The organism is Arthrobacter tumbae, from assembly GCF_016907495.1.
In the GTDB taxonomy this organism is placed as follows: Bacteria; Actinomycetota; Actinomycetes; order Actinomycetales; family Micrococcaceae; genus Arthrobacter_D; species Arthrobacter_D tumbae.
This window is the reverse complement of record NZ_JAFBCC010000001.1, coordinates 1884384-1907472: the sequence shown is the minus strand read 5'-3', so window position 1 is coordinate 1907472 and position 23089 is coordinate 1884384. Positions and strand designations below refer to the sequence as shown.

General features: G+C 64.7%; 25 protein-coding genes and 1 riboswitch. Of the genes, 14 read left to right on the top strand and 11 right to left on the bottom strand.

The annotated features are described in order from the left end of the window. Nucleotides 1-115: 115 nt before the first annotated feature. The 8 genes from JOD47_RS09215 (at nucleotide 116) to JOD47_RS09180 (ending at nucleotide 5573) form a co-directional block, all read left to right on the top strand. Nucleotides 116-874, top strand: coding sequence for a helix-turn-helix domain-containing protein (locus JOD47_RS09215; protein ID WP_204533755.1), 759 nt, complete (start codon nucleotides 116-118; stop codon nucleotides 872-874). A gap of 135 nt (nucleotides 875-1009) precedes the next feature. Further along, nucleotides 1010-1579: a small multidrug efflux protein gene (locus JOD47_RS09210; protein WP_204533753.1), complete on the top strand. Its 570-nt coding sequence runs from the start codon at nucleotides 1010-1012 to the stop codon at nucleotides 1577-1579. A gap of 155 nt (nucleotides 1580-1734) precedes the next feature. Further along, nucleotides 1735-1836: riboswitch (SAM riboswitch) on the top strand. Between the two features lie 4 nt (nucleotides 1837-1840). After that, complete coding sequence (locus JOD47_RS09205) at nucleotides 1841-3202, top strand: O-acetylhomoserine aminocarboxypropyltransferase/cysteine synthase family protein (RefSeq protein WP_204533751.1); 1362 nt, start codon at nucleotides 1841-1843, stop codon at nucleotides 3200-3202. Then, nucleotides 3199-3693, top strand: a complete 495-nt coding sequence (locus JOD47_RS09200) for a CoA-binding protein (RefSeq protein WP_204533749.1) — start codon at nucleotides 3199-3201, stop codon at nucleotides 3691-3693. Before JOD47_RS09205 ends, JOD47_RS09200 begins: the two co-directional genes overlap by 4 nt. Nucleotides 3694-3793: 100 nt before the next feature. Further along, nucleotides 3794-3970: a hypothetical protein gene (locus tag JOD47_RS09195; RefSeq protein ID WP_204533747.1), complete on the top strand. Its 177-nt coding sequence runs from the start codon at nucleotides 3794-3796 to the stop codon at nucleotides 3968-3970. Nucleotides 3971-3973: 3 nt separating this feature from the next. Further along, a complete protein-coding gene (locus JOD47_RS09190; RefSeq protein WP_204533744.1) occupies nucleotides 3974-4177 on the top strand; it encodes a hypothetical protein in 204 nt (67 codons plus the stop codon). 128 nt (nucleotides 4178-4305) lie between these two features. Next, the gene (locus JOD47_RS09185; RefSeq protein WP_204533742.1) at nucleotides 4306-5076 is read left to right on the top strand and encodes an ATP-binding cassette domain-containing protein; all 771 of its coding nucleotides are present in this window, start codon (nucleotides 4306-4308) and stop codon (nucleotides 5074-5076) included. 98 nt (nucleotides 5077-5174) lie between these two features. Then, nucleotides 5175-5573 (top strand): hypothetical protein, encoded by a 399-nt coding sequence (locus tag JOD47_RS09180; RefSeq protein WP_204533740.1) that lies wholly within the window; start codon nucleotides 5175-5177, stop codon nucleotides 5571-5573. A 450-nt stretch (nucleotides 5574-6023) separates the two neighbouring features. Here JOD47_RS09180 and JOD47_RS09175 read toward each other — a convergent pair whose 3' ends face one another. Further along, nucleotides 6024-6260: a hypothetical protein gene (locus JOD47_RS09175; protein WP_204533738.1), complete on the bottom strand. Its 237-nt coding sequence runs from the start codon at nucleotides 6258-6260 to the stop codon at nucleotides 6024-6026. A gap of 68 nt (nucleotides 6261-6328) precedes the next feature. Here JOD47_RS09175 and JOD47_RS09170 point away from each other — a divergent pair, with 68 nt between their 5' ends. Continuing rightward, on the top strand, nucleotides 6329-6616 hold the full coding sequence (locus JOD47_RS09170; RefSeq protein ID WP_204533736.1) for a hypothetical protein: 288 nt from the start codon (nucleotides 6329-6331) through the stop codon (nucleotides 6614-6616). Here JOD47_RS09170 and JOD47_RS09165 read toward each other — a convergent pair. The 3 genes from JOD47_RS09165 to JOD47_RS09155 form a co-directional block, all read right to left on the bottom strand. Beyond that, complete coding sequence (locus tag JOD47_RS09165) at nucleotides 6603-7862, bottom strand: FAD-binding protein (protein ID WP_204533734.1); 1260 nt, start codon at nucleotides 7860-7862, stop codon at nucleotides 6603-6605. The genes JOD47_RS09170 and JOD47_RS09165 overlap by 14 nt on opposite strands. 78 nt (nucleotides 7863-7940) lie before the next feature. Continuing rightward, nucleotides 7941-9455: an L-arabinose isomerase gene (gene araA, locus JOD47_RS09160; RefSeq protein WP_204533732.1), complete on the bottom strand. Its 1515-nt coding sequence runs from the start codon at nucleotides 9453-9455 to the stop codon at nucleotides 7941-7943. Then, nucleotides 9452-10183 (bottom strand): L-ribulose-5-phosphate 4-epimerase, encoded by a 732-nt coding sequence (locus JOD47_RS09155; protein ID WP_204533730.1) that lies wholly within the window; start codon nucleotides 10181-10183, stop codon nucleotides 9452-9454. The genes araA and JOD47_RS09155 overlap by 4 nt, the downstream gene beginning before the upstream one ends. Nucleotides 10184-10359: 176 nt before the next feature. On the opposite strand from JOD47_RS09155, the gene JOD47_RS09150 reads away from it, so the two are divergent. Next, nucleotides 10360-11994: a xylulokinase gene (locus tag JOD47_RS09150; protein WP_204533729.1), complete on the top strand. Its 1635-nt coding sequence runs from the start codon at nucleotides 10360-10362 to the stop codon at nucleotides 11992-11994. A gap of 29 nt (nucleotides 11995-12023) precedes the next feature. On the opposite strand, the gene JOD47_RS09145 is transcribed toward JOD47_RS09150, so the two are convergent. Next, on the bottom strand, nucleotides 12024-13073 hold the full coding sequence (locus JOD47_RS09145) for a LacI family DNA-binding transcriptional regulator (protein WP_307836245.1): 1050 nt from the start codon (nucleotides 13071-13073) through the stop codon (nucleotides 12024-12026). Between the two features lie 662 nt (nucleotides 13074-13735). Between JOD47_RS09145 and JOD47_RS09140 the strand changes: the two genes are divergently transcribed. After that, entirely contained in the window at nucleotides 13736-14185 is a 450-nt protein-coding gene (locus tag JOD47_RS09140) for a GreA/GreB family elongation factor (RefSeq protein ID WP_204533727.1), read from the top strand. Here the strand turns inward: JOD47_RS09140 and JOD47_RS09135 are convergent. Next, nucleotides 14182-14838, bottom strand: a complete 657-nt coding sequence (locus JOD47_RS09135) for a cyclodeaminase/cyclohydrolase family protein (protein WP_204533725.1) — start codon at nucleotides 14836-14838, stop codon at nucleotides 14182-14184. The genes JOD47_RS09140 and JOD47_RS09135 overlap by 4 nt on opposite strands. 75 nt (nucleotides 14839-14913) lie before the next feature. Between JOD47_RS09135 and JOD47_RS09130 the strand changes: the two genes are divergently transcribed. Continuing rightward, nucleotides 14914-15372 (top strand): hypothetical protein, encoded by a 459-nt coding sequence (locus JOD47_RS09130; protein ID WP_204533724.1) that lies wholly within the window; start codon nucleotides 14914-14916, stop codon nucleotides 15370-15372. On the opposite strand, the gene JOD47_RS09125 is transcribed toward JOD47_RS09130, so the two are convergent. The 5 genes from JOD47_RS09125 to JOD47_RS09105 form a co-directional block, all read right to left on the bottom strand. Further along, entirely contained in the window at nucleotides 15308-16294 is a 987-nt protein-coding gene (locus JOD47_RS09125; protein WP_204533723.1) for an AEC family transporter, read from the bottom strand. The two genes, JOD47_RS09130 and JOD47_RS09125, sit on opposite strands and share 65 nt — an antisense overlap. A 40-nt stretch (nucleotides 16295-16334) precedes the next feature. Beyond that, nucleotides 16335-17663, bottom strand: coding sequence for an enolase C-terminal domain-like protein (locus JOD47_RS09120; RefSeq protein WP_204533722.1), 1329 nt, complete (start codon nucleotides 17661-17663; stop codon nucleotides 16335-16337). Next, complete coding sequence (locus JOD47_RS09115) at nucleotides 17660-19306, bottom strand: aldehyde dehydrogenase (NADP(+)) (RefSeq protein ID WP_204533721.1); 1647 nt, start codon at nucleotides 19304-19306, stop codon at nucleotides 17660-17662. Before JOD47_RS09115 ends, JOD47_RS09120 begins: the two co-directional genes overlap by 4 nt. A gap of 50 nt (nucleotides 19307-19356) precedes the next feature. Next, nucleotides 19357-20304, bottom strand: a complete 948-nt coding sequence (gene kdgD / locus JOD47_RS09110; RefSeq protein ID WP_204533720.1) for a 5-dehydro-4-deoxyglucarate dehydratase — start codon at nucleotides 20302-20304, stop codon at nucleotides 19357-19359. A 132-nt stretch (nucleotides 20305-20436) separates the two neighbouring features. Then, nucleotides 20437-21321, bottom strand: coding sequence for a LysR family transcriptional regulator (locus tag JOD47_RS09105; RefSeq protein WP_204533719.1), 885 nt, complete (start codon nucleotides 21319-21321; stop codon nucleotides 20437-20439). Between the two features lie 156 nt (nucleotides 21322-21477). On the opposite strand from JOD47_RS09105, the gene JOD47_RS09100 reads away from it, so the two are divergent. Together JOD47_RS09100 and JOD47_RS09095 are read left to right on the top strand one after the other, a co-directional pair. Continuing rightward, nucleotides 21478-22482, top strand: coding sequence for a Bug family tripartite tricarboxylate transporter substrate binding protein (locus tag JOD47_RS09100; RefSeq protein ID WP_307836244.1), 1005 nt, complete (start codon nucleotides 21478-21480; stop codon nucleotides 22480-22482). A 36-nt stretch (nucleotides 22483-22518) separates the two neighbouring features. After that, the gene (locus tag JOD47_RS09095; RefSeq protein ID WP_204533716.1) at nucleotides 22519-23082 is read left to right on the top strand and encodes a tripartite tricarboxylate transporter TctB family protein; all 564 of its coding nucleotides are present in this window, start codon (nucleotides 22519-22521) and stop codon (nucleotides 23080-23082) included. Nucleotides 23083-23089 lie beyond the last annotated feature (7 nt).

Below are 23089 nucleotides of genomic sequence, written 5' to 3'. Positions count from 1 at the left end.
AAAAAATTTCGCGGGTTTAAAAGACCATTCAGAAATCTGCTTGACTGTGCCCCGAGGTCATGGTTTCCACTGGTATCAGTCGGCAATTCCGCCGGCTGGACGAGAGGAGCAGAGCGTGGCTTGGAGCACCCGCCAACTGGCGGAACTTGCGGGAACCACGGTCAAGGCCGTTCGCCATTACCACGAGCTCGGTCTTCTTGATGAGCCGCCGCGGAAGTCCAACGGCTACAAGCAGTACGGCGTTGCGGAACTGGTGCGGCTGCTGCAGATCAAGCGGCTGGTGGACCTCGGGGTGCCGCTGGCGCAGGTCGCCTCGGTGGGCCGGGCCGACGAGCAGCCCGATGAAGCCCTGCGCGTGATCGACGCGGAGCTGGCTGCAACCGTCGAACGGCTGCAGCGGGTGCGTGCAGAACTCGCCGTTATTCTGCGCCACCGGGCACCCATCGATCTCCCCGCAGCTTTCAGCACGGTGGCAGAAGGACTCTCGTCTCAGGACCGGTCGATGCTGATGATCTACTCGCGGGTGTTCGACAAGACCTGGCTGGACGAGCTCCGGAACCTGATGCTGAATGAGCCGCGCACCAGCGTGGATGCGGAGTTTGACGCGTTGCCCGCTGACGCGGACCGGGCGACCCGCCGGCGCCTGGCCGAGCAATTGGCGGAGGCCATCCGTCGACAGTATGAGATCTACCCCGCCCTGACTGATCTTCAATCCCACACCTCACGTGGAGCTGAAACAGCGGAGAGTGCCGTGACCCTCGCCCTGCAGGAGCTCTACAACCCAGCCCAGCTGGAGGTGATCTACCGGGCCGACCTTATTGCCCGGGATGCCACGGATGACCGTTTCGACGCCCTCGACTCCCACGGTGACTGACCTCTCCTAATATTCCCTTTCAACCTCACACCCCTTCTGCCGATCCCGCTTTTGCCGTCCGTCGTCGTGCCCGACGCCGGTCCATACCGCTATGCCCTTTGGCGGCCAACAACCCTATGAAGACAAGGAAGAACAATGTCCAACCCCTACGAAGGCCTGCAGGATTTCGTGGCCACCGTGCCGGAACTGATTCAGCCGCTCATCATCGCCGCCGCTGCGGCCGTGCCCTACATCGAAGGTGAGGGATCGGCGGCACTTGGCATCATCGCCGGCGTCAATCCCTTCGTTGCTGCGGTCGCGGGCGCGGCCGGCAACATCATCTGCGTGGTGCTGGTGGTGCTGCTCAGCTCCCGGGTCCGCGAGGCTGCCGTCGCCCGCCGAACCCGCAACGCCACCGGGGCCGGGGCCGGGGCCGGGACCGGGACCGGGACCGGGACCGCGACCATTCTTACTGAGGAGCAGACGACGCCGGAGCCTCAGTCCAAGGGCCGGCGCCGGTTGGGACGGTGGCTGGTCCGCTTCGGTGTGCCCGGGGCCAGTCTCCTTGCGCCCCTAGCCCTGCCCACCCAGTTGACGGCTGCAACCTTCGTCGCCTCGGGAGTGCGGAAAGGCTGGGTGATCCTGTGGCAGATCATCGCGATCGTAATCTGGACCGGCCTGGTGGCCGCCGCCGCAACGGGCCTGCTCACCGTGATCACCGGCTAGTCAGGGACGGCCCGGCCCTACTAACGGAAGTTCTGCGCAGGTCCGGTGGGTTCAACCGCAGTTGAACCCACCGGACCTGCGCAGAACTTCCATCGCGGTGGTAACCGCCGGCAACAATCTTGGAGCGCAGCCCATACAGCTGGGATGATCGAAGGTGACCATCCCGAGCGGCACGAGAGATCTGGCTCATTGACGCCGCAGCAACCCTCGCTCGTTCTTCGAGAACTCAAGGGTGCTACTGCCAGAAACGATGGAGGAATCATGGGCACTGACCGCACCTTCGGCTTCCGCACCCGCGCGCTGCACGCCGGCGGAACCCCGGACGCCACACATGGTGCCCGGGCTGTCCCGATCTACCAGACCACGTCGTTCGTGTTCAAGGACACCAACGACGCCGCCAACCTCTTCGCGCTGCAGAAGTACGGCAATATCTACTCGCGCATCGGCAACCCCACGGTAGCGGCCTTCGAGGAGCGCATCGCCTCGCTTGAGGGCGGCATCGGTGCGGTAGCAACGGCGTCCGGCATGAGCGCCGAGTTCATCACCTTCGCCGCGCTCTGCCAGGCCGGGGACCACATCGTCGCGGCAGCCCAGCTCTACGGCGGCACGGTCACCCAGCTCGACGTGACGCTCCGCCGGTTCGGCATCGAAACAACGTTTGTTCCGGGCACCGATCCGGCCGACTACGCCGCAGCCATCCAGGACAACACCAAGGCGGTCTTCACGGAGATCATCGCGAACCCAAGCGGTGAAATTGCGGACATCGCGGGGTTGGCGAAGGTAGCGCACGACGCCGGAGTCCCCCTGATCGTCGACTCCACCCTGAGCACGCCCTACCTCATCCGCCCGCTCGAGCACGGCGCTGACATCGTGATCCACTCGGCCACCAAATTCATTGGCGGGCACGGCACCACACTGGGCGGGGTCATTGTCGAAAGCGGGCGGTTCAACTGGGGCAACGGCAAGTTCCCCACCATGACCGAGCCGGTGGCGTCGTACGGGAACATCCAGTGGTGGGCCAACTTCGGCGAGTACGGTTTCCTCACCAAGCTGCGTACGGAACAGTTACGGGACATCGGACCGTCACTGTCGCCGTCGTCGGCCTTCCAATTGCTGCAGGGTGTCGAGACGCTGGCGCAACGCGTCGACGAGCACGTGGCGAACGCACAGGCCGTTGCCGAATGGCTCGAGAAGGATCCGCGCGTCGAGTACGTGAACTACGCGGGGCTCCCCTCGCACGTGCACCATGAGCGGGCGAAGCAGTACCTGCCGCAGGGCCCCGGCTCAGTCTTCAGCTTCGGCGTCAAGGGCGGCCGGGAGGCCGGGCAGAAGTTCATCGAGGCCCTCCAGTTGGCGTCCCACCTCGCCAACGTCGGCGATGCCCGTACCCTGGTGATCCACCCCGGGTCCACCACGCATCAGCAGCTCTCCGCCGAACAACTCGCAGCGGCGGGCATCCCGGAGGATCTCATCCGCATCTCCATCGGCCTTGAGGATCTGGACGACATCCTGTGGGACCTCGACCAGGCACTCGAGACCGCTGTTGCCGGAACATCCGAGCACCTCGAACAAGCGCTGGACGTCAGCGAAGAGGAAATCGCTGCAGAGGGAGTAAAAGCATGAGCACGCAGGACCGCACCTGGGAAGGCCCTTCGGCTCCCGAACGCCTGAACATCCTTCGCAACGCCAAGTCGATCGCCATTGTCGGTGCCTCGGACAAGCCGTCACGGGCGTCGTACTTCGTGGCGACGTACCTGCAGTCGTCCTCGCCGTACCGGCTGTACTTCGTGAACCCGACCGCCACCGAAATTCTCGGGCAGCCGGTGTACAAGTCTCTGGCGGACCTGCCGGAACAGCCCGATATCGTCGACGTGTTCCGTAAGCATGATGACCTCCCCTCGGTTCTCGAGGAATCCAAAGCTGCCGGCGCAAAAACGCTGTGGCTTCAGCTGGGTTCCTGGCACGAGGAAGTGGCGCGGAACGCCGAGGCTGCCGGCATGAACGTGGTCATGGATCGCTGCGTGAAGATCGAGCACGCGCGCTTCCATGGCGGCCTCAACCTGGCCGGCTTCAACACGGGCGTTATCTCCTCGAAGCGTCAGGTGACCGCCTAGCACCACGGCGAGTGGGACTCGCTTGAACGTGGCAGTAAGTTATCGATAGTGGTCTTTTCTGCCACTGTTGTGCTGCGGTGGTCCGGAGGACGATCAAGGTATGGAAATCGTCGTCGTACTGGTTCTGCTGGCCGCACTCACCGCGGCGGTCCTCCGCGTCGTTATTGCTGACGGCAGGGGGCACACTCCGACAGTCCGCTCACACACGGGCTGGGGAGATTCTGCTCTGCCAAGCCGGTCCTACTCCACCTCCAACTCCACGCCGGAAGGTGTGTGAGTCATGGAACTGCTCCTGATCCTCGGTGCGACCGTTGCCGTGTTCGCGTACATCGGGCGGACTTCGATGCCGGCGTCGGAGCGCCTGCCGCTCTCGTCCTGGCGCATTTCCGACGTCGCCCGGAACGCCTGGCTCGGCCTGATCGTGTGCGCGGCGCAGACTCCATTGGACCGCACCATGGAAGAGACGTTCCGCCCGCGCCCGTGACATGCCGTCCGTAATGTTTCGAGACATATCCCCGCGGTGGCTACGAGCGGTCCAGGCCCCGCTAGGTTAGGGGTATCACTGGCGGGCAGACGGGGCTGCCCCGCCACCTGGATGCTATGGAGAAACCGATGAGTCCCAGCACGGTTCCACCCCCTCATGCCGCAGTGAAGCGCGCTTCCATGCCGTTGCCCGTCTCCTTTGTGAGCCTTCACGCCGAGGGCTTGCGGGATGTCAATCTGGAGATTCGTGCGGGTGAGGTGCTTGCCTTTGTGGGCGCCTCGCCCGAAACACCCTCGCCCGGCACGGAGAACCTTGTGGGGACAGAGAACGACGGCGCCTCCCGCCTGCTGCGTGCAGTCGCCGGTCTTGATCATCCCCAGTCAGGATCGGTTCTGGTCGGCGGGGAACCTGTTCGCCGGACCGACGACCGCTGTTCCTGGACCCCCAGGGACGCCGCTCTGCAGCCGGCCCACTCGCTGCAGGCGAACCTCGCGCTCGGGCTCCGCAAGAGTTCCAGCGCCAGTGAGGGCAAGGCGAAGATCGCTGAACTTCTCGACCTCGCGGGCCTGCATCGCTTCGCGAAGCTGCTGCCGACCGAGGTCACCGCTGAGATAGTCCGCCGGGCGGCACTGGCGCGCGCTTTGGCCAGCGGACCGGGCGTCATGCTGCTGGACAACCCGTTCGCCGCCGTCGAGGGCGCTGCCCGCACCGTGCTGCACAACGTGCTGCAGACCCTTCACCGCGCCCTTCCGACCACCGTCCTCCTGGCGACCAACAGCATGGAAGAGGCGCTCCGGCTCGCCGACCGTGTGGTGGTACTCGGCCGATCGGCCGCCGAAGACGTCACCGGAGCCCTTTCCATCCGCGAGATCCGGAACGGCCAGCGGAAGCAGCGCTGAGGTTCGGTTAGCGTTTTGCCTCCCTGTGGATAACCAATGTCACCACGGACCGTTGCTCGATACTGTCGATTCTCAGGCACATCGAGAACGGATCCAGCATGAGTACCGACAGTCCTCACCCTCCGCGGGTAGAAGATTTCTCGCCGCCATCGCGCACATGGATAGCACGGCGGATCTTTGGCTACTGTGCGCCCCTGCTTGTCCTGACCCTCGCAGGGATGCTGCATTATTTCTTCTCCAGGTTTCCGGAGGAGGGCGGCGCGATGGATGTAGCAGCGCTCTACTCTGCCCTGCTCATCGTGCCGGCATTTCTTGTGGCGGCGGCCGGCTGGGCATGCGCAGCATCCACCCGAGGAAATCCCGCCTCGAAGCTCGGAAAACTATCCGCGAGGTTGAACGGCATCTTTGCGGCCGTCCTGCTCATTCCGGGAGTCTTCGCCCTCCCTTATTTCGCTGCGGTCGTGCTCCACCTACTGTCGCGGGCGCTTTTGGGTTGACACCATCCTTTGAAACGCGGATTCACCTCCGCACAGGTCCATTACTGATTGTGTAACCCGACATTCTGATCAATACTGGAAAGTTATCAGCACACTGACGGTCAAGCAATCGGCCCTTCATCATCAAGCGGGCGCTAGCCCGCGTAGAGCTGTACCGCGTATTCGACCGGCAGCGTTGGGAGAATAACGTGCATAGCACTAAAGACTGGTTCAGATATACCGCAGGGGTTGCACTGATCATCGGTGCAACGCTTACCGCCGCTCCGCCCGCCAGCGCGGATCACACCTCGGATTCTGATCCCTCCCCGTCCGCTCAGGCCACGGGGTCCGACATCGGGCCGCCGTCTGACACGGAGCCTCGGCGGAATCGTGGTGGCGATGATGACGGTGATCGTGATGCGCCAACGCCGTCGCCACAGCCGACCGCGCCACCGACAACCGCGCCACCGATTAATGAGCCTTCGCCGATACCCGAACCCGCTCCGCCAGCCAAACCAACTCCAGAACCGCCGGCTCCAGCCCCCGACCCCCACCCCGCTCCCGCGCCGCCCGCCAAACCGACTCCAGCGCCACCCGCCCCGCCTGCTCCAGCCCCCGAGCCCGAGCCAGATCCAGATCCAGATCCCGCTCCGGCTCCGCCGCCCCCGCCAGCACCGGCACCTCCACCGCCCCCGCTAGCACCAGCACCAGCACCCGTCCAGATCCCTCAGCAGTTCATACCTCCCGCACCGCCCGCGCCAGTGCTGACCGTGCCGATGCAGATCGTCCCGGCCGAGCAGCCAGCGCCAAAGGAAACGGAAGAGGCAGAACCCGAAATCGCCCCATTCGCCATGCCGCCCTATGCCTGGGCGCCCATGTACGTGGAACCGACAGAGTCACCCGCTCCGGCCACACCGGCTGCCGAAAGCGAGTCGCCGGTGGTGGCTGCAGCAAGCTCCCCGCCGGTGGTGGGCATCAGCGCTGCACTGATGATCCTTTTGGCCGCCGGCCTGGTTGTGCTCGGAAGACGCTCCCGCGGACCGAAGGGGGTCAGCGGCCCATAACGCTTGCGGTGAACGGGTTAGCGAATATCCCTTCGGGGTCCAACCGTTTAGCCAGGATCCGGAAGTCCTCGAGCCGTGGATACAGGCGGTCGAAGTCGTGCGCTTCGGCAGTAAACACTTTTCCCCAGTGGGGCCTCGCCGAGAACGGTTCCAGTGCGGCCTCGAGGGTGGGCAACAGTGCCTCGACGGCAGGCTGGTCCTGGACCCAGGTGAAGTGCAGCCCCACGGCATCGGTCCCGTAGCTTGAGCTGAGCCACAGGTCGTCCGCGGCAACGGTCCGAATCTCATTCACCTGCAGGAGCGGCACAATTTCCGCGCTGAGCTCCCGGACGGCACGAATGGCGTCAACGGCGTGCTCGCGGGGAACCAGGTATTCGGACTGAAGCTCCACGCCGTTGCTCGGTGTGAAGTCCAGCTTGAAGTGAGGCAGCCGGTTGTACCAGGGACCGGCCACACCCAACTGCGGAGTGCAGCCAATGGCCGGCAGCCCGGGCAGCGGGTGGCGCTCATCATCCGCAGCCGCCGCGCCGAACAGAGTCTCCTCAAGGGGCGCATCCCGACCGGGGCGGCGCTTCACCCATACCGAGTCGGCCACGTCCGGATCCCGCCAGGTGGTGAAGACGCTGACGCTGTATGCGGCGCCGGTCACGCCGTCGAAATCCTGCAGCAGGTTCTCCAGCGGAAGCCGCTCGTAAACCGTCTGCTCAACCTCGAAAGCCGGCTCGATTGTCAGCTCCAGACTGGTCACAATACCCAGCGCCCCGAGGTTGATCACCGCACCCTCGAAGTCCGGATCTCCAGCGGAGAAGCGCGCCACCTCGCCGCTGCCGCTCACCAGCTCCAGCCCGACGACGGCGGCAGCCAGACTGCGGTTCCGCTTGCCTGACCCGTGGGTCCCCGTAGCCACAGCCCCTCCCACCGAGATGTGCGGCAAGGACGCAAGATTCGCCAGCGCAAAGCCTTCCCGTTCCAGTTCCCGCGCCAGCTCTCCGTAGCGGATCCCCGCACCGACAGTCACGGTCGAGCGGTCCCGGTCGACCGTCACCGGACCGGTCAGAGCCGCCGTCGACAGCAGCTCAGCCGTCCCGTCGGCGATGCCATTGAAGGAGTGCCGTGAACCCAGTGCACGGATGGATGACGCACCGGCGATGATCCGGCGCACCTCGTCCACCGACGTCGGCTCATGCAGGATGGAAGCTCCATAGGCGAGGTTCCCCGCCCAGTTGGTGCCGGCGTCGTTCGCCATCAGGTTCTCCTCGCGTGAGTTGGCAGGACACGCCCCTAATGGAGACCCATAAGGGGCGTGTCCTGCGAATTGAACGGGCTAAAGCTTCTGCGCCAGCCGGTAATAGGCCGCGTTCCACCGTAGCTCGCGCTGGAACTCCCGCAGCGTCGTCGTGCTGTCGATCCGCAGGAGTTCGGTTCCGGCGATGTCGGCAAAGTCCTCGAACACATCCAGCCCGACGGCGGTGCTCATCACCGTATGGTGCGCAGCACCCGCGCTCAACCAGGCCGCTGCGGACGTCGCCAGATCCGGCTGCGGCTTCCAGACGGCGCGCGCCACCGGCAGGTTGGGCAGCGGCGCGTCCGGCGGAACGACCTCGACGGCGTTGGCAGTGAGGCGGAAGCGGTCGCGCATGTCGGACATGGCGATGACGACGGCGTCCCCTGAGTCCGTATCGAACACCAGCCGAACGGGGTCCTCCTTGCCGCCGATCCCCAAGGGGTGCACCTCAAGGGTGGGCTTCGACGTGGTGAGCGTGGGGCAGATTTCCAGCATGTGCGCGCCGAGGATCTTCTCCTCCCCAGGGACCAGGTGGTAGGTGTAGTCCTCCATCAGCGACGCGCCGCCGGGCAGGCCGGCGCCCATCACCTTGGCTGCGCGGACCAATACCGCGGTCTTCCAGTCGCCCTCGGCGCCGAAACCGTAGCCGGCGGCCATGAGCCGCTGAACAGCGAGCCCCGGAAGCTGACGCAACCCGCCAAGGTCCTCGAATGTCGTCGTGAAGGCGCCGAAGGAGCCGGCTTCCAGGAACGACTTCAGGGCCAACTCCTGCCGCGCGCCGTACCGGAGTGATTCATGGCGGTCACCTCCGCGCCTCAGCTCAGGAACGACGTCGTAGGTCTCCTCATACTCGGCGACCAGCGCGTCGATGTCCGCGTCCGACTGCGCGTCCACCACCTCGACCAGTTCGTTGACGCCCCAGGTGTTGATGGAGACACCGAAGCGCAGCTCCGCTTCCGTCTTGTCCCCCTCCGTGACTGCGACGTTGCGCATGTTGTCGCCGAAGCGGGCGACCTTGAGCTCGTGCACGGCGGCCCAGCCCGCGGCTGCCCGTGACCAGGTGGCGATCTGCGCGGTCACGGCGGGATTCGACACGTGCCCGACGACGGTCTTCCGCGCCACGGACAGGCGCGTCTGGATGTACCCGAACTCGCGGTCGCCGTGCGCGGCCTGGTTCAGGTTCATGAAGTCGAAGTCGATGTCCGCCCAGGGCAGCTCGACATTGATCTGGGTATGGAGGTGCAGCAGCGGCTTGCGCAGGGTGTCGAGGCCGGCGATCCACATCTTGGCGGGACTGAACGTGTGCATCCAGGCGATGACGCCGATGGTCTTGTCGCTCGCATTTGCCTCCAGTGCCATCCGGCGGATCGAGGACGAGTCCTTCAACGTCGGCTTCCAGACCACCTTGACCGGTACGTCGGAGGCGTCGATCATCTTCACGATCTGCTGGGATTGCTCAGCCACCTGGCGGAGAGTGTCTTCGCCGTAGAGGTCCTGGCTTCCGGTGAGGAACCAGATCTCGTATTCATCCAGGGAGGTATTGAGGGTTGTCACAGTGCGGCTCCGGTTCCTGCGGGCGTGGACTGCCCGTACACGTTTTGATAGCGGTCAAAAAGGGATTCAATGTGGTGCTGCTCGATCGGCAGCGGATCCCCGAGCTGACGGGAGATGTGAATGGTGCGGGCAACGTCTTCGAGCATGACGGCGGCCTTGACGGCGTCGCGCGCATCCTTGCCGATGGTGAACGGCCCGTGGTTCTGCATCAGGACGGCGCGGGAGCGGTGTCCCGTCAGGGTTTCGACGACGCCGCGGCCGATCGAATCGTCGCCGATCACAGCGAACGGGCCCACGGGGATCTCTCCGCCGAACTCGTCAGCCATGGCGGTGATCACGCACGGGATGGACTCGCCGCGGGCAGCCCACGCCGTCGCATAGGTGGAGTGGGTGTGCACCACTCCCCCGACGCGCGGCATGTTCCGGTAGACGTACGCGTGGGCGGCGGTGTCGCTGGAGGGCGAGCGCTCGGAGCCCGGCGTTCCTTCAATAACGTTGCCCTCGAGGTCGCACAGGATCTGGTTTTCGGGCGTCAGTTCGTCGTAGTCAACGCCGCTCGGCTTGATGACGAAGAGGTCCATTCCCGGGACACGTCCGGAGACATTCCCGCCCGTCCAGACCACCAGGTTGTAGCGGACCAGCTCTGCGTGCAGCTTGGCCACCTCCCGGCGGACGGCGTTGATGGCGTCCAATTCACGATCTGAAAAGGACCCGGCGGTGCTAGCCATGCGGTGACCATCGCTTTCAAGTAGGCGGCCCGGTGGAGTGTATTGAACTACCAATGTGACCGTTCACACTATATGCTCGACGTCACGTTCACTGTCAAGCATCACCGCATCCGAACACTTCGTCAGCGAAGAAAAGCGCGCGGATCAATGACGCCCTATCCGAAGGAGATCTGTTCATGACCGACCCCAAGGACGTTATTGCCGGCGGCCGGGCCAGCCTCGGGATCGAGCTCGGATCAACGCGGATCAAGGCGTGCCTGATTGGAGAGGACCCTTCAGTGGTTCTGGCTGTAGGCAGTCAGGACTGGGAGAACAAGCTCGTCGACGGACTGTGGACCTACTCTTTGGAAGCGGTCTGGACGGGCATCCAGGCCGCGTACGCGGACCTGGGCGCCGACGTCGAACGCCGTTTCGGCACACGGCTGGAGAGACTGGGCGCCATCGGTGTCTCAGCGATGATGCACGGTTATCTCGCCTTTGACGACGCCGACCGACTCCTCGTTCCCTTCCGCACCTGGCGCAACACCAACACGGGACCGGCGGCGGCGGAGCTCACCGAACTCTTCGGCGTCAATATCCCGCTGCGGTGGTCGGTTGCACACCTGCATCAGGCCGCGCTCGGTGGTGAGCCGCACGTGGCTCAGGTTCGCTCCATCACCACCCTCGCCGGCTATGTGCATCGTGAGCTGACCGGGCGCAACGTCCTTGGCGTCGGCGATGCGTCCGGAATGTTCCCCATCGACTCCCGTACCAGTAATTACGACGCCCAGCTGCTGTCCCGCTATGACACCCTGGCAGCCAAGACTGCGCCCGGCCTGAAGCTTTCTGAGATCCTGCCCGACGTACTGGTGGCTGGCCAGCCGGCAGGCGAGCTGACAACCGCCGGCGCCGCCCTCCTTGATCCAACAGGCGGTCTCCAACCCGGCGCCCTCCTGTGCCCGCCTGAGGGTGACGCCGGCACCGGAATGGTGGCAACGTGCTCGGTTGCCCCCCGCACCGGCAACGTCAGCGCCGGCACCAGCATCTTCGCGATGGTGGTACTCGAACGTCCGCTTGAGCGCGTACACCATGAACTGGATCTGGTGACAACTCCCTCCGGCAACCCGGTAGCCATGGTGCATTGCAATAACGGCGCCAGCGAGCTCGCCGAGTGGGTAGGGCTCTTCTCCCGCTTCGCGGCGGCCTCCGGAGCTGTGTCGGCGTCCGGCGCTTCGCTTGAACCGGATCAGGTCTTCGACGCGCTTTTCCGTGAAGCGCTCGACGGCGCACCCGACGCCGGCGGCCTGCTCGCCTACAATCACCTTGCCGGCGAACCAATCGCGGAAATCAGTGAGGGTCGGCCGTTGTTCCTTCGGACGCCCGACAGCGAATTCACACTGGCCAACTTCATGCGCGCCCAACTTTACGGAGTGTTCGGCACCCTCGCCCTGGGCATGCGCGTCCTCGCCGGTGAGGGCGTTGAACTGGACCGAATGTTTGCGCACGGAGGTATGTTCCGCACGGCAGGCGTGGCGCAGCGCTTTCTCTCGGGCGCTCTCAACGCGCCGGTCTCCGTCGCGGCGACCGCGTCCGAGGGCGGCCCCTGGGGCATGGCGGTGCTCGCTTCCTACGCATCGGCCAACGCCGCAGGCAATGAGCTCAACCTGGACGCCTACCTCCGTAAACACGTCTTCGCCAGCGCGGAATTCGAAACAACCGAACCCGACGCCGCCGACGTCGCCGGCTTCGCAACGTACCTCGACCGCTACCACAGGGGTCTCCGCGTGGAGCGCGCCGCTATTGAAGCCCTGCCGGCGAATGCTCCCGCATAAGTAATCGCGGTGTGCTTTCGTGAAAAGTGCTAGCTGGGCGCTGCGGTCGACCGCCGAACTATCAGTTCGGGCACAACGGTCCGCGGTGCGTTCTGGGCGGGCACTCCCAGTTGGGTGAGCAGGTGTGCCACGCAGCGCCTCCCCAGTTCGGCGAAGTCCTGGCGAACCGTCGTGAGGGGTGGGGCGAAATGCCGGGCATCAGGCACGTCGTCGAACCCTACGATGCTGATGTCCTCAGGTACCCGGAGACCGCGGTCGCTGCAGGCATGCGTGACCCCTAGCGCCATCTGGTCATTGGAGGAGAAGACTGCGGTAGGCGGGTCAGCCGCAAGGAGCTCCCGGCCTATCCGGAAACCGCTGTCGGATGTCCAGTCACCGGCGACAATCCATGACGAATCCAAACCCCAGCCCGCCATTTCAGTGCGAAATCCCCGGATCCGCTCCTTCGACTCCACCCAGCCATCGGGTCCCGCAACATGCGCGATGCTCCGGTGACCCAACTCCAGCAGATGTCGGGTTGCAAGCCGGGCGCCGGCCACCTGATCCACCGAGAGTCCGTGATCGTCCGCTGCTGATGTCGAATGCACCGTGACCATGGGCAGCTTGACGGGCAGGTGAGCAAGCTGGCGAAGGGTAGCTTCCTGCGGCGCCAGGACGATGAGTCCCTCAACTGCGTGATCGACAAGCCGCCCCAGGGCTTCTTTGAAAGCGGTCTCTTCAAGGGAGGTGAGCGTCGCCGTATCGACAAGGTACCCGGCACTGGAGGCTGCAGATTCGATTGCAGCCCTTGTCGACGCCGGACCGAAGTAGGTGCCGTCTGTCACCAACACGCCGATCATGCCGGAGCGGCTGGTCACCAGGGACCGCGCCGCGCGGTTGGGGCGGAACTGGAGTGCTTCCATCGCGTCAAGAACCCGCTGCCGCGTGCTCTCGCGCAGGCTCGGGTGCCCATTGATCACCCGCGAGACTGTCTGGTGGGAGACCCCGGCCGCCTTCGCGACGTCGCGGATATTCGCGGAGCGGCTGCGCGCGGGCGGCTGCCCGGCAGACGACGGCGTCGGTTCACTGTTCACGGTCACACAGGAAACGGTACTTGATCAGGGAAACCCTCCCCGGAAATAAGTCAGTCAATCCGCGCGAATCCGTCCGCCCGCATCACGCCTACAAAAGTTCTGCATCCATACACCGGGCGGTGAAAAGGAAATTTCACGACAATTTCCAAAAATATAAGTACATTCCGCGAAGCTCGGTTTTCCGACGCAGAAAATCCGGCTCAGGAAAACCACCGAACTATTTACAAGGCAAATCAGAGGCACCCCGCTTACGCACTATCTTCACCAACCCGTGGGAGGAACGTCGGTAGGTGGAAGGCGTGAGCAGGACGCCTCTGAAGCTTCAACTACCGCTGGTTCTTACGGGGCTTGGCAAACAGCGATTCACTGGACTCTGCCTTTGCCCTCTTCTGCGCTCGCTTTTCAAGGATGGACTTTCCTTGTTTCTTTGCGCCGACACTCCTGGGAGACTTTCCTGACACGGGATCACCGCCTTCCTCATCAATACCCAGAACCATACCCACTTATATTTTTAAAGCCAGTCCTGACGCTGTAGAAGAAATCCGCAGCCCTCACGATGGCCGGAATTGCTATAAAACAGGAATGAGCTATGCTCAAACATTCATCACCGTCCCGGGCCCTGTTCACTCGGTTCTTCCGGTGGTGCCCGCACGTATTCGAGGAGTGAAATGCTGCATTCAGTTGCCCCCGCTACCTGGCTCACGCAGGATGCCTACGCCCGCCTGAAGAGGGAACTGGACAGCTTGCTCAATGCACGGGTACGGCAGGAAGAATCCAGCCAGCGGATGGCCACGGAATCGCGGATCAGGCAACTGACAGCCCTGCTCAAGAACGTGAACATTCATTCGCCCGCAGATGACGGGATCGTGGAGCCCGGCATGCTGATCGAGGCCTGCATCGACGGGCAACCCGAGGTGTTCCTGATGGGAAGCCGCGTCATCGAGGGAACAGAGGAGCTGAACGTTTTCAGTGAACAGAGCCCTTTGGGTGTAGCCATCCGCGGTTTGCGGCCCGGAGATGTCACCTCCTACACCGCTCCCAACAAGCGGCAGGTCTCCATCTCGATCATCGCTGCCACTCCATACACGGGACCTGGCCAGGCAGGCGGCCAGCGTTAGGCAGTGTCGGTAGGCGCGGCACGGTGGTCCACGGCAGCCGTCGCCTGATCGATCCGCACAATTGCGGCATCAAGTTTCTCGACGGCCGCCCAGAGACGGGGTTGCTGCTCGCGGACCTGCTCGAGCGTGAGGCCGGAAGATCTCAGCGTGGCCAGATCGAAGCTGACATTCGTTCGGGCTCCCGTCACGGCCGCCCGCAGTGCGCCGAAAGCCACAACGACGTCGGCTATCAGCGCCCTATTGCCGTTCTCCGCCAACCAGGACAGGTCAGCGATCGCAGCAACGGCGTGATCGCCCAGCGTTGCTGAGGACCTCGCGGCACCCAGTGATGCCTCGCGGATGGCCTGGTCGCGTTCGTCGCCCTTTTCCAACCGGAAGGCTGCGCCGAAGGCCCGCGAAGCTGACGCGTCATCATCGGCCAACTGCAGGGCAGTTCGACGAAGTTCCTGGGCTCGAGCGTGCAGGTCCTCAAGCTGGTCCCGCTGCTCAGCCCCGGCGTCGGTATACCCCGCAACCATGGAGGTCAGCGATGCTGCAATGGCAAGCATGACGCCCGCTCCAGCGCCGCCGCCCGGCGAGCCGACGGACTTCCCCAGGGCTCGCGTCCATTCCTCGACTGTGGAGCCGTGGGTTGTGATTTCTGAATCAGCCATGAAGCAAGTCTGTCGCACAGCACGTACGCGTGGAACGGAAACCACGATGTCAGAGCCGGCTTCTATGCTGACGTCATGCTTGCGAAGGATCCTCACATCGTCGCCTCGTGGGTGGCCGGGACCGCCATTCGTCACGCAACCACACGGCCCTTCGACCTGGGCAGCGCCGTCAGTGAAATCAGGACTATTCACGGTGTCAGCCCGCAGGTCCTCGCGGAGGTCGCCGGAATGTATCTGGGATCGATCGAGGGCAAACCGACCAGCAGCTGGTCGCATCCCCTGGTAGCGCAGATCTGCTTTGAAGCCGGCGCCGACCTGTCCCTCGTGCCTGCCGCAATGAAGCGCGCACGCGGCCGGTCAAAGGTTGTGTGGCCCGGCATCACGCTGCCGGATGAGTCCGTATTGCACGCAGCGGCAGAAAAAGAACCCCTCTGCGCCCCGGGGCAGCACTCCCGGCAACGGCGCGCGCTCAGCCCAGCAACACCGCCACCAGCAGTGACGCCGGCAGCGCCAGCAGCGAACTCATCAGAATGATGTCGCGGACCAGCGTGACCTTCAACCCGAACTGGGCGGAGAACAGGAACACGTTCTGCGCGGTCGGCAGAGCCGCCATCGCCACCACGCCGAGCAGCGCTGTGCCCTCAACGCGGAAGAGATAGTACGCAACCGCCCACGCGATGACCGGCATCAGCGCGAGCTTCACTACGCTCCCGAGCACGACGTCGGCACGGAGGCTCCGCTGTGCCAGCGGCTTCTGTCCCCGGAGACTCATACCGAAAACCATCAGCAGCAGCGGGATCGACGCCTGGCCAAGCATCTCCAGCGGAGTCCAGATGATCGGCGGCAGCGTGAGCGAGGTGGCGGCGAACAGCGCCCCTGCGGCTGTCCCGAGAGTGACGGGATTGGCCACCGAGCGCAAGACCGTCCGCGCAAGCGTCGGTGAGCTGCGCGGAGACGTGGAACCACCGGCCGAGCCGGGCGACAGCGATGAACCGGCGGAGCTTGTCTTCCTGCCGCACCAGGCGAAGATCGTGAGGAAAACCGGCGCGATCACCAGCAATTGGGCCAGCAGCACCGACACCACGGGGGCTGAACTGCCCACCGCATAGAGTGCAATCGGGATGCCGATGTTGCCGGCATTGACGTAGCAGGACGCCATCGCACCCACCGCGGTCTGTGCGGCCGCGCGCTTGAGGATGAAGCGGCTGAACAGCGCATAGACAGCGGCGGTTCCGGCGGCAACAATCAGCGCAATCGGCGTGTAGATGCTCAGGACTTCAGCCAGCTCGGTCTCGGCGAGCAGGATGAACATGAGCGCCGGGTTGGTGATGTAGTAAATCACCGGCGTGAGGCCCTCCTGCATGGCCCGGGTGCGGGTTGGGAGGAGGATTGAGGCGGCAATGCCAACGCCAACCAGCGCCAGGACAATGCCGAACCCGAGGAGAACCCCCTCCACGAACCCTCCTGTTCACATGTCGATTCCTACGGACCCTGCACTACCGGACCAGGCAGGGCCTCTTCGGGTCGAACGTCCACTCGGAGATCAGGTACTGCATGGACGCAGCGTCATCGCGGGCGCCCAGACCGTGCTCAAGGTAGAGCGCGTGCGCTTCCTCGAGGCGGCTGCGGTCCAGCTCGATGCCGAGTCCGGGCGCGTCCGGCACCCTGATCTCGCCGCCACGGATCTGCAGCGGATCGGTGGTGAGCCCCTGCCCGTCCTGCCAGATCCAGTGCGTGTCCATCGCCGTGATCTCGCCCGGTGCGGCAGCTCCCACGTGGGTGAACATGGCCAGCGAGATGTCGAAGTGGTTGTTGGAGTGCGATCCCCAGGTCAACCCGAACTCGTTGCACAGCTGCGCCACCCGGACCGAGCCGGCCATGGTCCAGAAATGCGGATCAGCGAGCGGGATGTCCACGGCGTTGGTGCGAACGGCGTGAGCCATCTCCCGCCAGTCGGTCGCGATCATGTTGGTCGCTGTCTTCAGCCCGGTTGCGCGGCGAAACTCCGCCATGACCTCACGGCCGGAGAACCGCCCTTCGGCGCCGCAGGGGTCCTCGGCGTAGGCCACGACTCCCTGCATCCGCTTCCCCAGCCGGATGGCATCCTCCAGCAGCCAGCCCCCGTTCGGATCGAGCGTGATCCTCGCGTCCGGGAAGCGTTCCTTGAGCGCGGCGACGGCGTCCACCTCGTCATCGCCTGCATGCACTCCGCCCTTGAGCTTGAAGTCCGCGAAACCGTAGCGTGCCTGCGCTGCTTCGGCCAGGCGGACGACGGCGGCAGGCGTCATCGCTTCTTCCCGCCGGACACGCTCCCATTCGTCAGAGGAACCCTGCTCGCGCAAGTACGGCAGGCCCGTGGAGTCCGGGCTTCCCACGTAGAAGAGGTACCCCAGCATCGGCACCGCGTCGCGCTGCTGGCCGTCGCCGAGGAGCTCGGCAACAGGAACGCCGAGGAACTGGCCGTGCAGGTCCAGCAACGCCGACTCAATCGCGGTGACCGCATGGACCGCTGTGCGCAGGTCGAACGTCTGGAGTCCGCGGCCGCCGGCGTCACGATCAGCGAACGCAGCGGCGACGACGCGCAGGAGGCTGCGGAAACGCGCTACCGGCTTGCCCGTCAGCAGCCGTCCTGCTTCCACGATGGTGGAGCGGATCGCCTCCCCGCCGGGAACCTCACCGAGCCCGGTCCGTCCATCGGAATCGGTAATGATGACGACGTTGCGGGTGAAGAACGGCCCGTGCGCTCCCGAGAGATTGAGCAGCATCGAATCGTGCCCGGCAACCGGGACAACCTCGACGACGGCGATGGTTGGCTGGGCGGTCACGCGTCCTCCCCGGTGGCCTTGACGGTTGAACCGCTGCCCTCGCCCTCCGTTGCCGGCACTACCGTGCCGTCAATCCGGCGGTTCAGCTTCCAGGGATTGCCGTCCCGGACGGCAGCGGGGCGGAGCAGCTCAGGGATGTTCTGATAGGCGACCGGCCGCAGGAAACGCTCGATCGCGAGGGTACCGACCGACGTCGTCCGAGTATCCGAGGTCGCGGGGAACGGGCCGCCGTGAACCATCGCGTGGCCAACCTCGACGCCGGTGGGCCAGCCGTTGGCGAGGATGCGGCCAACCTTGCGCTCCAGGACGGGCAGGACGCCGGCCGCGGTGTCGTAGTCGGACCCGGTGAGGTGGAGGGTGGCGGTCAGCTGCCCTTCGAGGCGCTTCGCGGCCGCAACCAGCTCCTCTGGAGAGGAGTAGCGCACCACGAGGGACGCGGCGCCGAAGATCTCTTCGTGCAGCACGGGGTTGTTCAGGAACGTTTCCGCCTGGGTGCCGTAGACAACCGGTGCGGGCGCGTTCTCGGTAGCCCCGTTTGTCCCCTGGGCGACCAGCTCGACGCCGTCCTGCGAGCCGAGCGCTTCAACGCCTGCGGTCCAGGAGTCCGCGATTCCGCGGGTGAGCATGGTTTGTCCTGCCGACGGTGCGAGCGCACGGGTGACTGCGGCAAGGAAGTTGTCGCCGGCGTCGCCGGTTGGCACGAAGACCAGGCCCGGCGAGGTGCACAGCTGTCCGCTGGACCCGGTGACAGAGGTGACATACGCGGTGGCAAGCCCGTCGAGATCGTCCTGCAGCGCACCCTCGAAAAAGATCACCGGGTTGATGGAGCTCATCTCCGCGTACACCGGAATGGGCTGGGTGCGTGCGGCAGCTGTTGCCATCAACGCTGTGCCGCCGGAACGGGAGCCTGTGAAGCCGACCGCCTGGATGACCGGATCCGAGACGAGGGCCTGGCCGATACTGGCACCGGGACCGTAGATGAGGGAAAAGACGCCCGGGTGGAGACCGGCGTCGTTCACTGCCTCCGTGATGGCGCGGCCAACCAGCTCGCTGGTGCCGGGGTGGGCGTTATGCGCCTTGAAGATCACCGGGCAGCCGGCGGCGAGCGCCGACGCAGTGTCACCGCCGGCAGTGGAGAAGGCCAGCGGAAAGTTACTCGCACCGAAGACGGCGACGGGACCGAGGGGCACCTTTCGCTGCCGGATGTCCGCGCGCGGCATCGGCGCGCGGTCGGGCTGCGCAGGATCGATCCGGACGCCGCGGTGATCGCCCTGGCGAACCACCGAGGCGAAGAGGCGCAGCTGGCCGGTGGTGCGGGCCAGCTCACCGCGCATGCGCGGTTCCGGCAGGCCCGTCTCGAGCATGGCGCGGGCAACGATCTCCTCACCCGATGCTTCGATGCGGTCTGCGATGCTCGCCAGGAAGGACGCATGGGTTTCGGGGTCGAGGTTGCTGAAGGAGCCGAACGCTTCCTCCGCGGCGGAGGTCGCTTCCCTGAGCTGTGTCTCGTCGATCAGGGAGTAGCCGGGCTCCAGCGTCTCATTGGTCGCCGGATTGAAACCGTTGACGGTCTTGCCGCTACCGGCAATTCCCTGCCCTGCGATGATGGAGTGACCCTGAAGTGTGGCGTGCTGCGTAGGCATGAAAGCTCCTTACGGATGGTGTCCGGTGGGTTGTTCTACGGATAGTGCGTTCAGGCGTTGGTGAGCGCGGCGGGTGCAGGACGGATACCGGCGGCGTCGATGAGCGCCCCTAGGTCAGTAAGATCAGCCTCCGTCAGGTTCTGCAGCGGCGGGCGGACGCCGCCGACATCGCGGCCGACGACCTTCAGCCCACCCTTGACGATCGAGACGCCGTAACCTCGCACCCGGTCGCGGATGTCGAGGTAGGGCAGCACAAAGCGCTGCAGCTTCTCGGTGACCGCTGCGTGGTCCTGCCTCCGGACGTCGCCATAGAACTCAAGCGCGAACTCGGGAACGAAGTTGTACAGCGCCGAAGAGTAGGTGCTCATTCCCAGCTGCAGCAGCGGGAGGGCGAAGGTCTCGGCGGTGGGCAGGCCACCCAGGTAGAAGAGCCGGTCCCCGTTCCTGGCGTAGACCTTCGTGAGGTGCTCGATATCACCGACGGCGTCCTTGAAACCAATGAAGTTCGGGTGGCGCTCAGCGAGGCGGGCAACGGTGTCCGCCGAGTAGATGGCGTTGGCGCGGTTGTAGACGATGACGCCGATCGAGGTCGCGGAGCAGACGGCGCTGACGTGGGCCAGCAGCCCCTCCTGGTCGCACTCGGTGAGGTACGGCGGGAGCAGCAGCAGGCCCTCGGCGCCGGCAGCTTCGGCGTCCTGAGCGTTCTGGATAGCCTGGGCAGTGGAACCACCTGCGGAGGCGAGGACAGGCACCTTGGTGCCGACCTCCTCAACGGCCGCGCGGATGACCTGCGCTGCTTCTGCCGGCGTCAGGCTGAAACCCTCACCGGTACCGCCGGCCGCGAAGAGACCGGCGACGTCGAAGCTCGCCTGCCAGGACAGGTGCTGCCGGTAGGCGTCCTCGTCCACGGCCAGCTCGGGCGTGAAGGCGGTGACCGGGAAGGACAGCAGGCCGTCCTTCAGCTTCTGGGCGAGTTCATGGGGCGCGTACTGGGCCACGATGCATCTTCCTTAGGGCAGATCGCCGCGAACGGCGAGGGGTGGTGCTTTCTTGGTGGATTACCTCAACCGTAGGAAGTCAGGTGATGCCTGTCCAAGCCCACTTTTGTATGGATTGATGCCCTGCGGGTATCAGAGGTCCTTGGTGCGGATGACCTCAAGAAGTCTGCCCAGGGCCGGATTACGCAGCTCCCTGCTCCAAATGGCATACAGTTCGACGGCGTCCGGTTCAATATCCGCCAGCCTCAGGTAGGAGACGCCCTCCACGCCGAGCAGGCTCGTCGACTCCGGCACGAAGGCCACTCCCCGTCCGGCAGCTACCAGCGCCACCATCGTGAGGACCTGGCTCACCGTATGAACTACGTTGCCGTGCTCCACGGGGATGGAGCGAACCACCAGGTCGTAGAAGTACCGGGCTTTCGTCGGAGAATGCATGATCAGGGGCACACCCTTGAGGTCCGCCACCGTCAACGAGCGGTTCAGCTGATCAAGCTCGTGCCCGGAGGGGACAGCCAGCAGGAGATCTTCGGTGAACATCAGATGGGACTCGAAGAGGTCGGCGTCGAAAGCCGGCCGTGCGAGGCCAAGGTCCAGGTCGCCGTCGATAATCGCTGCCAGCTGCTCACCGGTGACGAGCTCCTGAAGCTCCACATCGACGTCGGGCAGTTCCGTTGCGATCTCGGTCAGCAGCGGTCCAAGCAAACTGAAGCCGGAGGCGGCCGTGAACCCGACCCGCAACTGTCCGGACTTGCCGGCCGCGATCCGCTGCGCCGTCCTTGGTGCGCGTTCAGCGGCGACAACCAACTTCCGGGCTTCGACGAGGAAGGCGCGGCCGGCAGCAGTAAGGGACACTTTCCGGTTATCGCGCAACAGCAGTTCTACGCCGACGCTGCGCTCCAGTTTCTGGATCTGGCGGCTTAGCGGGGGCTGGGTCATGTTAAGGCGTTCGGCTGCCCGCCCGAAGTGCAGCTCTTCGGCAACGATGACGAAACTGTGTGCCTGATCGAGAGTAAACATGATGCCTTCCGGGTATCACTTCATGCATATGTTGGCTTGGACATGCATCATAGCCGCTCCGTACAGTCTTCTCAGGGCCGAGCCGTGAGTGCCATCACATCTTTGCTCCAGGCCTGTAGCCGAACAACGCCGTTCCTGAATGAGGAGTACCAACTCGTGAAAGCATCACTTACCCGCCGCACCCTGATCACAACCACCGCAGCTGCCGGCGTTCTCGCCCTGTCAGCCTGCGGCGGAAACGTGGCCGGGGGCAGCGCCGAATCCGGCGAAGCGTTTCCAAGCGGCCCCATCACCCTCACTGTTGGCCAGGACGCCGGCGGCTCGACCGACCGCATCGCACGTGCGATTGCCGATGGCATGGCGGAGGACCTCGGCATAGCCGTGCCCGTAGTGAACAAGGCCGGAGCCAACGGCGCGCTGGCCACCAAGGAGGTCGCCGCCATGGAGCCCGATGGCCAGAACCTCATCCTCCTCAACGCATCGTTGATCACCATCACATCCCTCACCGTTCCTGAAGGTGAAGCCGTCACCCTCGATGACCTCGACGTCATCAAGGGCCTCTCCCAGGACGACTACGTATTGGTCGCAAGCAAGGAGTCAGGCTTTGAGACCCTGGCCGACATCCAGGAGAGCAGCGATCCGCTGAACTTCGGCACCACCGGCGTCGGCACCGGTTCGCAGCTGGCCCAGGCAGTCCTGTTCGCACAGGCCGAGATTGACGGAACCGCTGTACCGTTCGATTCAGGTTCACCGGCACTCACCGCCGTCATGGGTGACCAGGTTGCCGTCTCCACCATTCAGCTCGGCGAAGCCCTTCCGCAGATCGAGGCGGGCACCGTGACTCCGATCGTTACGTTCGCGAAGGAGCGCAACGAGTTCCTGCCTGACACTCCGACCGCCATCGAGGAAGGCTACGAGGTTCCGGTTTCGCAGTACCGTGCGCTCGCTGCACCGAAGGGCCTTTCCGAGGATGCGAAGGCGCGGCTGGTTGAGTCCGTCGAAGCCACCCAGGCCACCGAGTCGTACCAGGAGTTCAACCAGGAAAACATCCTTGCCCCGTGGGAAGTAACCGGGGAAGAGGTCGTCGAAGAGTGGAACGCACTCGCAGAGCAGTACAAGGCGCTGATTGAGGAATACGACATCTCGCTCTCCGGCGAGTAATAGCCTCACCTACCCAGGCCGAGACCATCAGCTGAAATGAGCATTGCCATGAACCGGAAGCGCGACTACGAAGCCGAGAGTGACTCCACGGACGTCCTCGGCGCACCGGACCTGACGCCGGAGGAACTCGCCGCCGAATGGGCGGCAGACTCCGCGCCGCCGTCGGGCTCGATCGCCAACCTTGCCGCCTCACTGGTGGCGGCCGGCGTCGGCATCGCAGGCATGGTCATTGCCGTAGGTCTCGGCCTGGGCACACCGGGGGAGCCACGTCCCGGCACGTGGCCGTTCATCATCAGTCTCATCATCACCGTCCTCGCCCTCGCGCAGCTGATCATCGGCCGGCGCGGGGGTGTAGATGGCGAGAAGTTCTCCCCGCTGTCCCGGATGGCGGCCTTCGGTTTCGTCACGCTGTTGGGCATGGTGTGGCTGATGCCGGTCATCGGATTCGAGATTCCGGCACTGCTGCTGTGCTTCGTGTGGATGAAGTTCCTCGGCGGCGAGACCTGGCGTTCAGCCACTCTCTATTCAGTGCTCGTTGTGGCAGCCTTCTACGCCATCTTCATCCTCGGACTGGGGACGTCGATCCCCCACCTGTTCTAAGCACCGA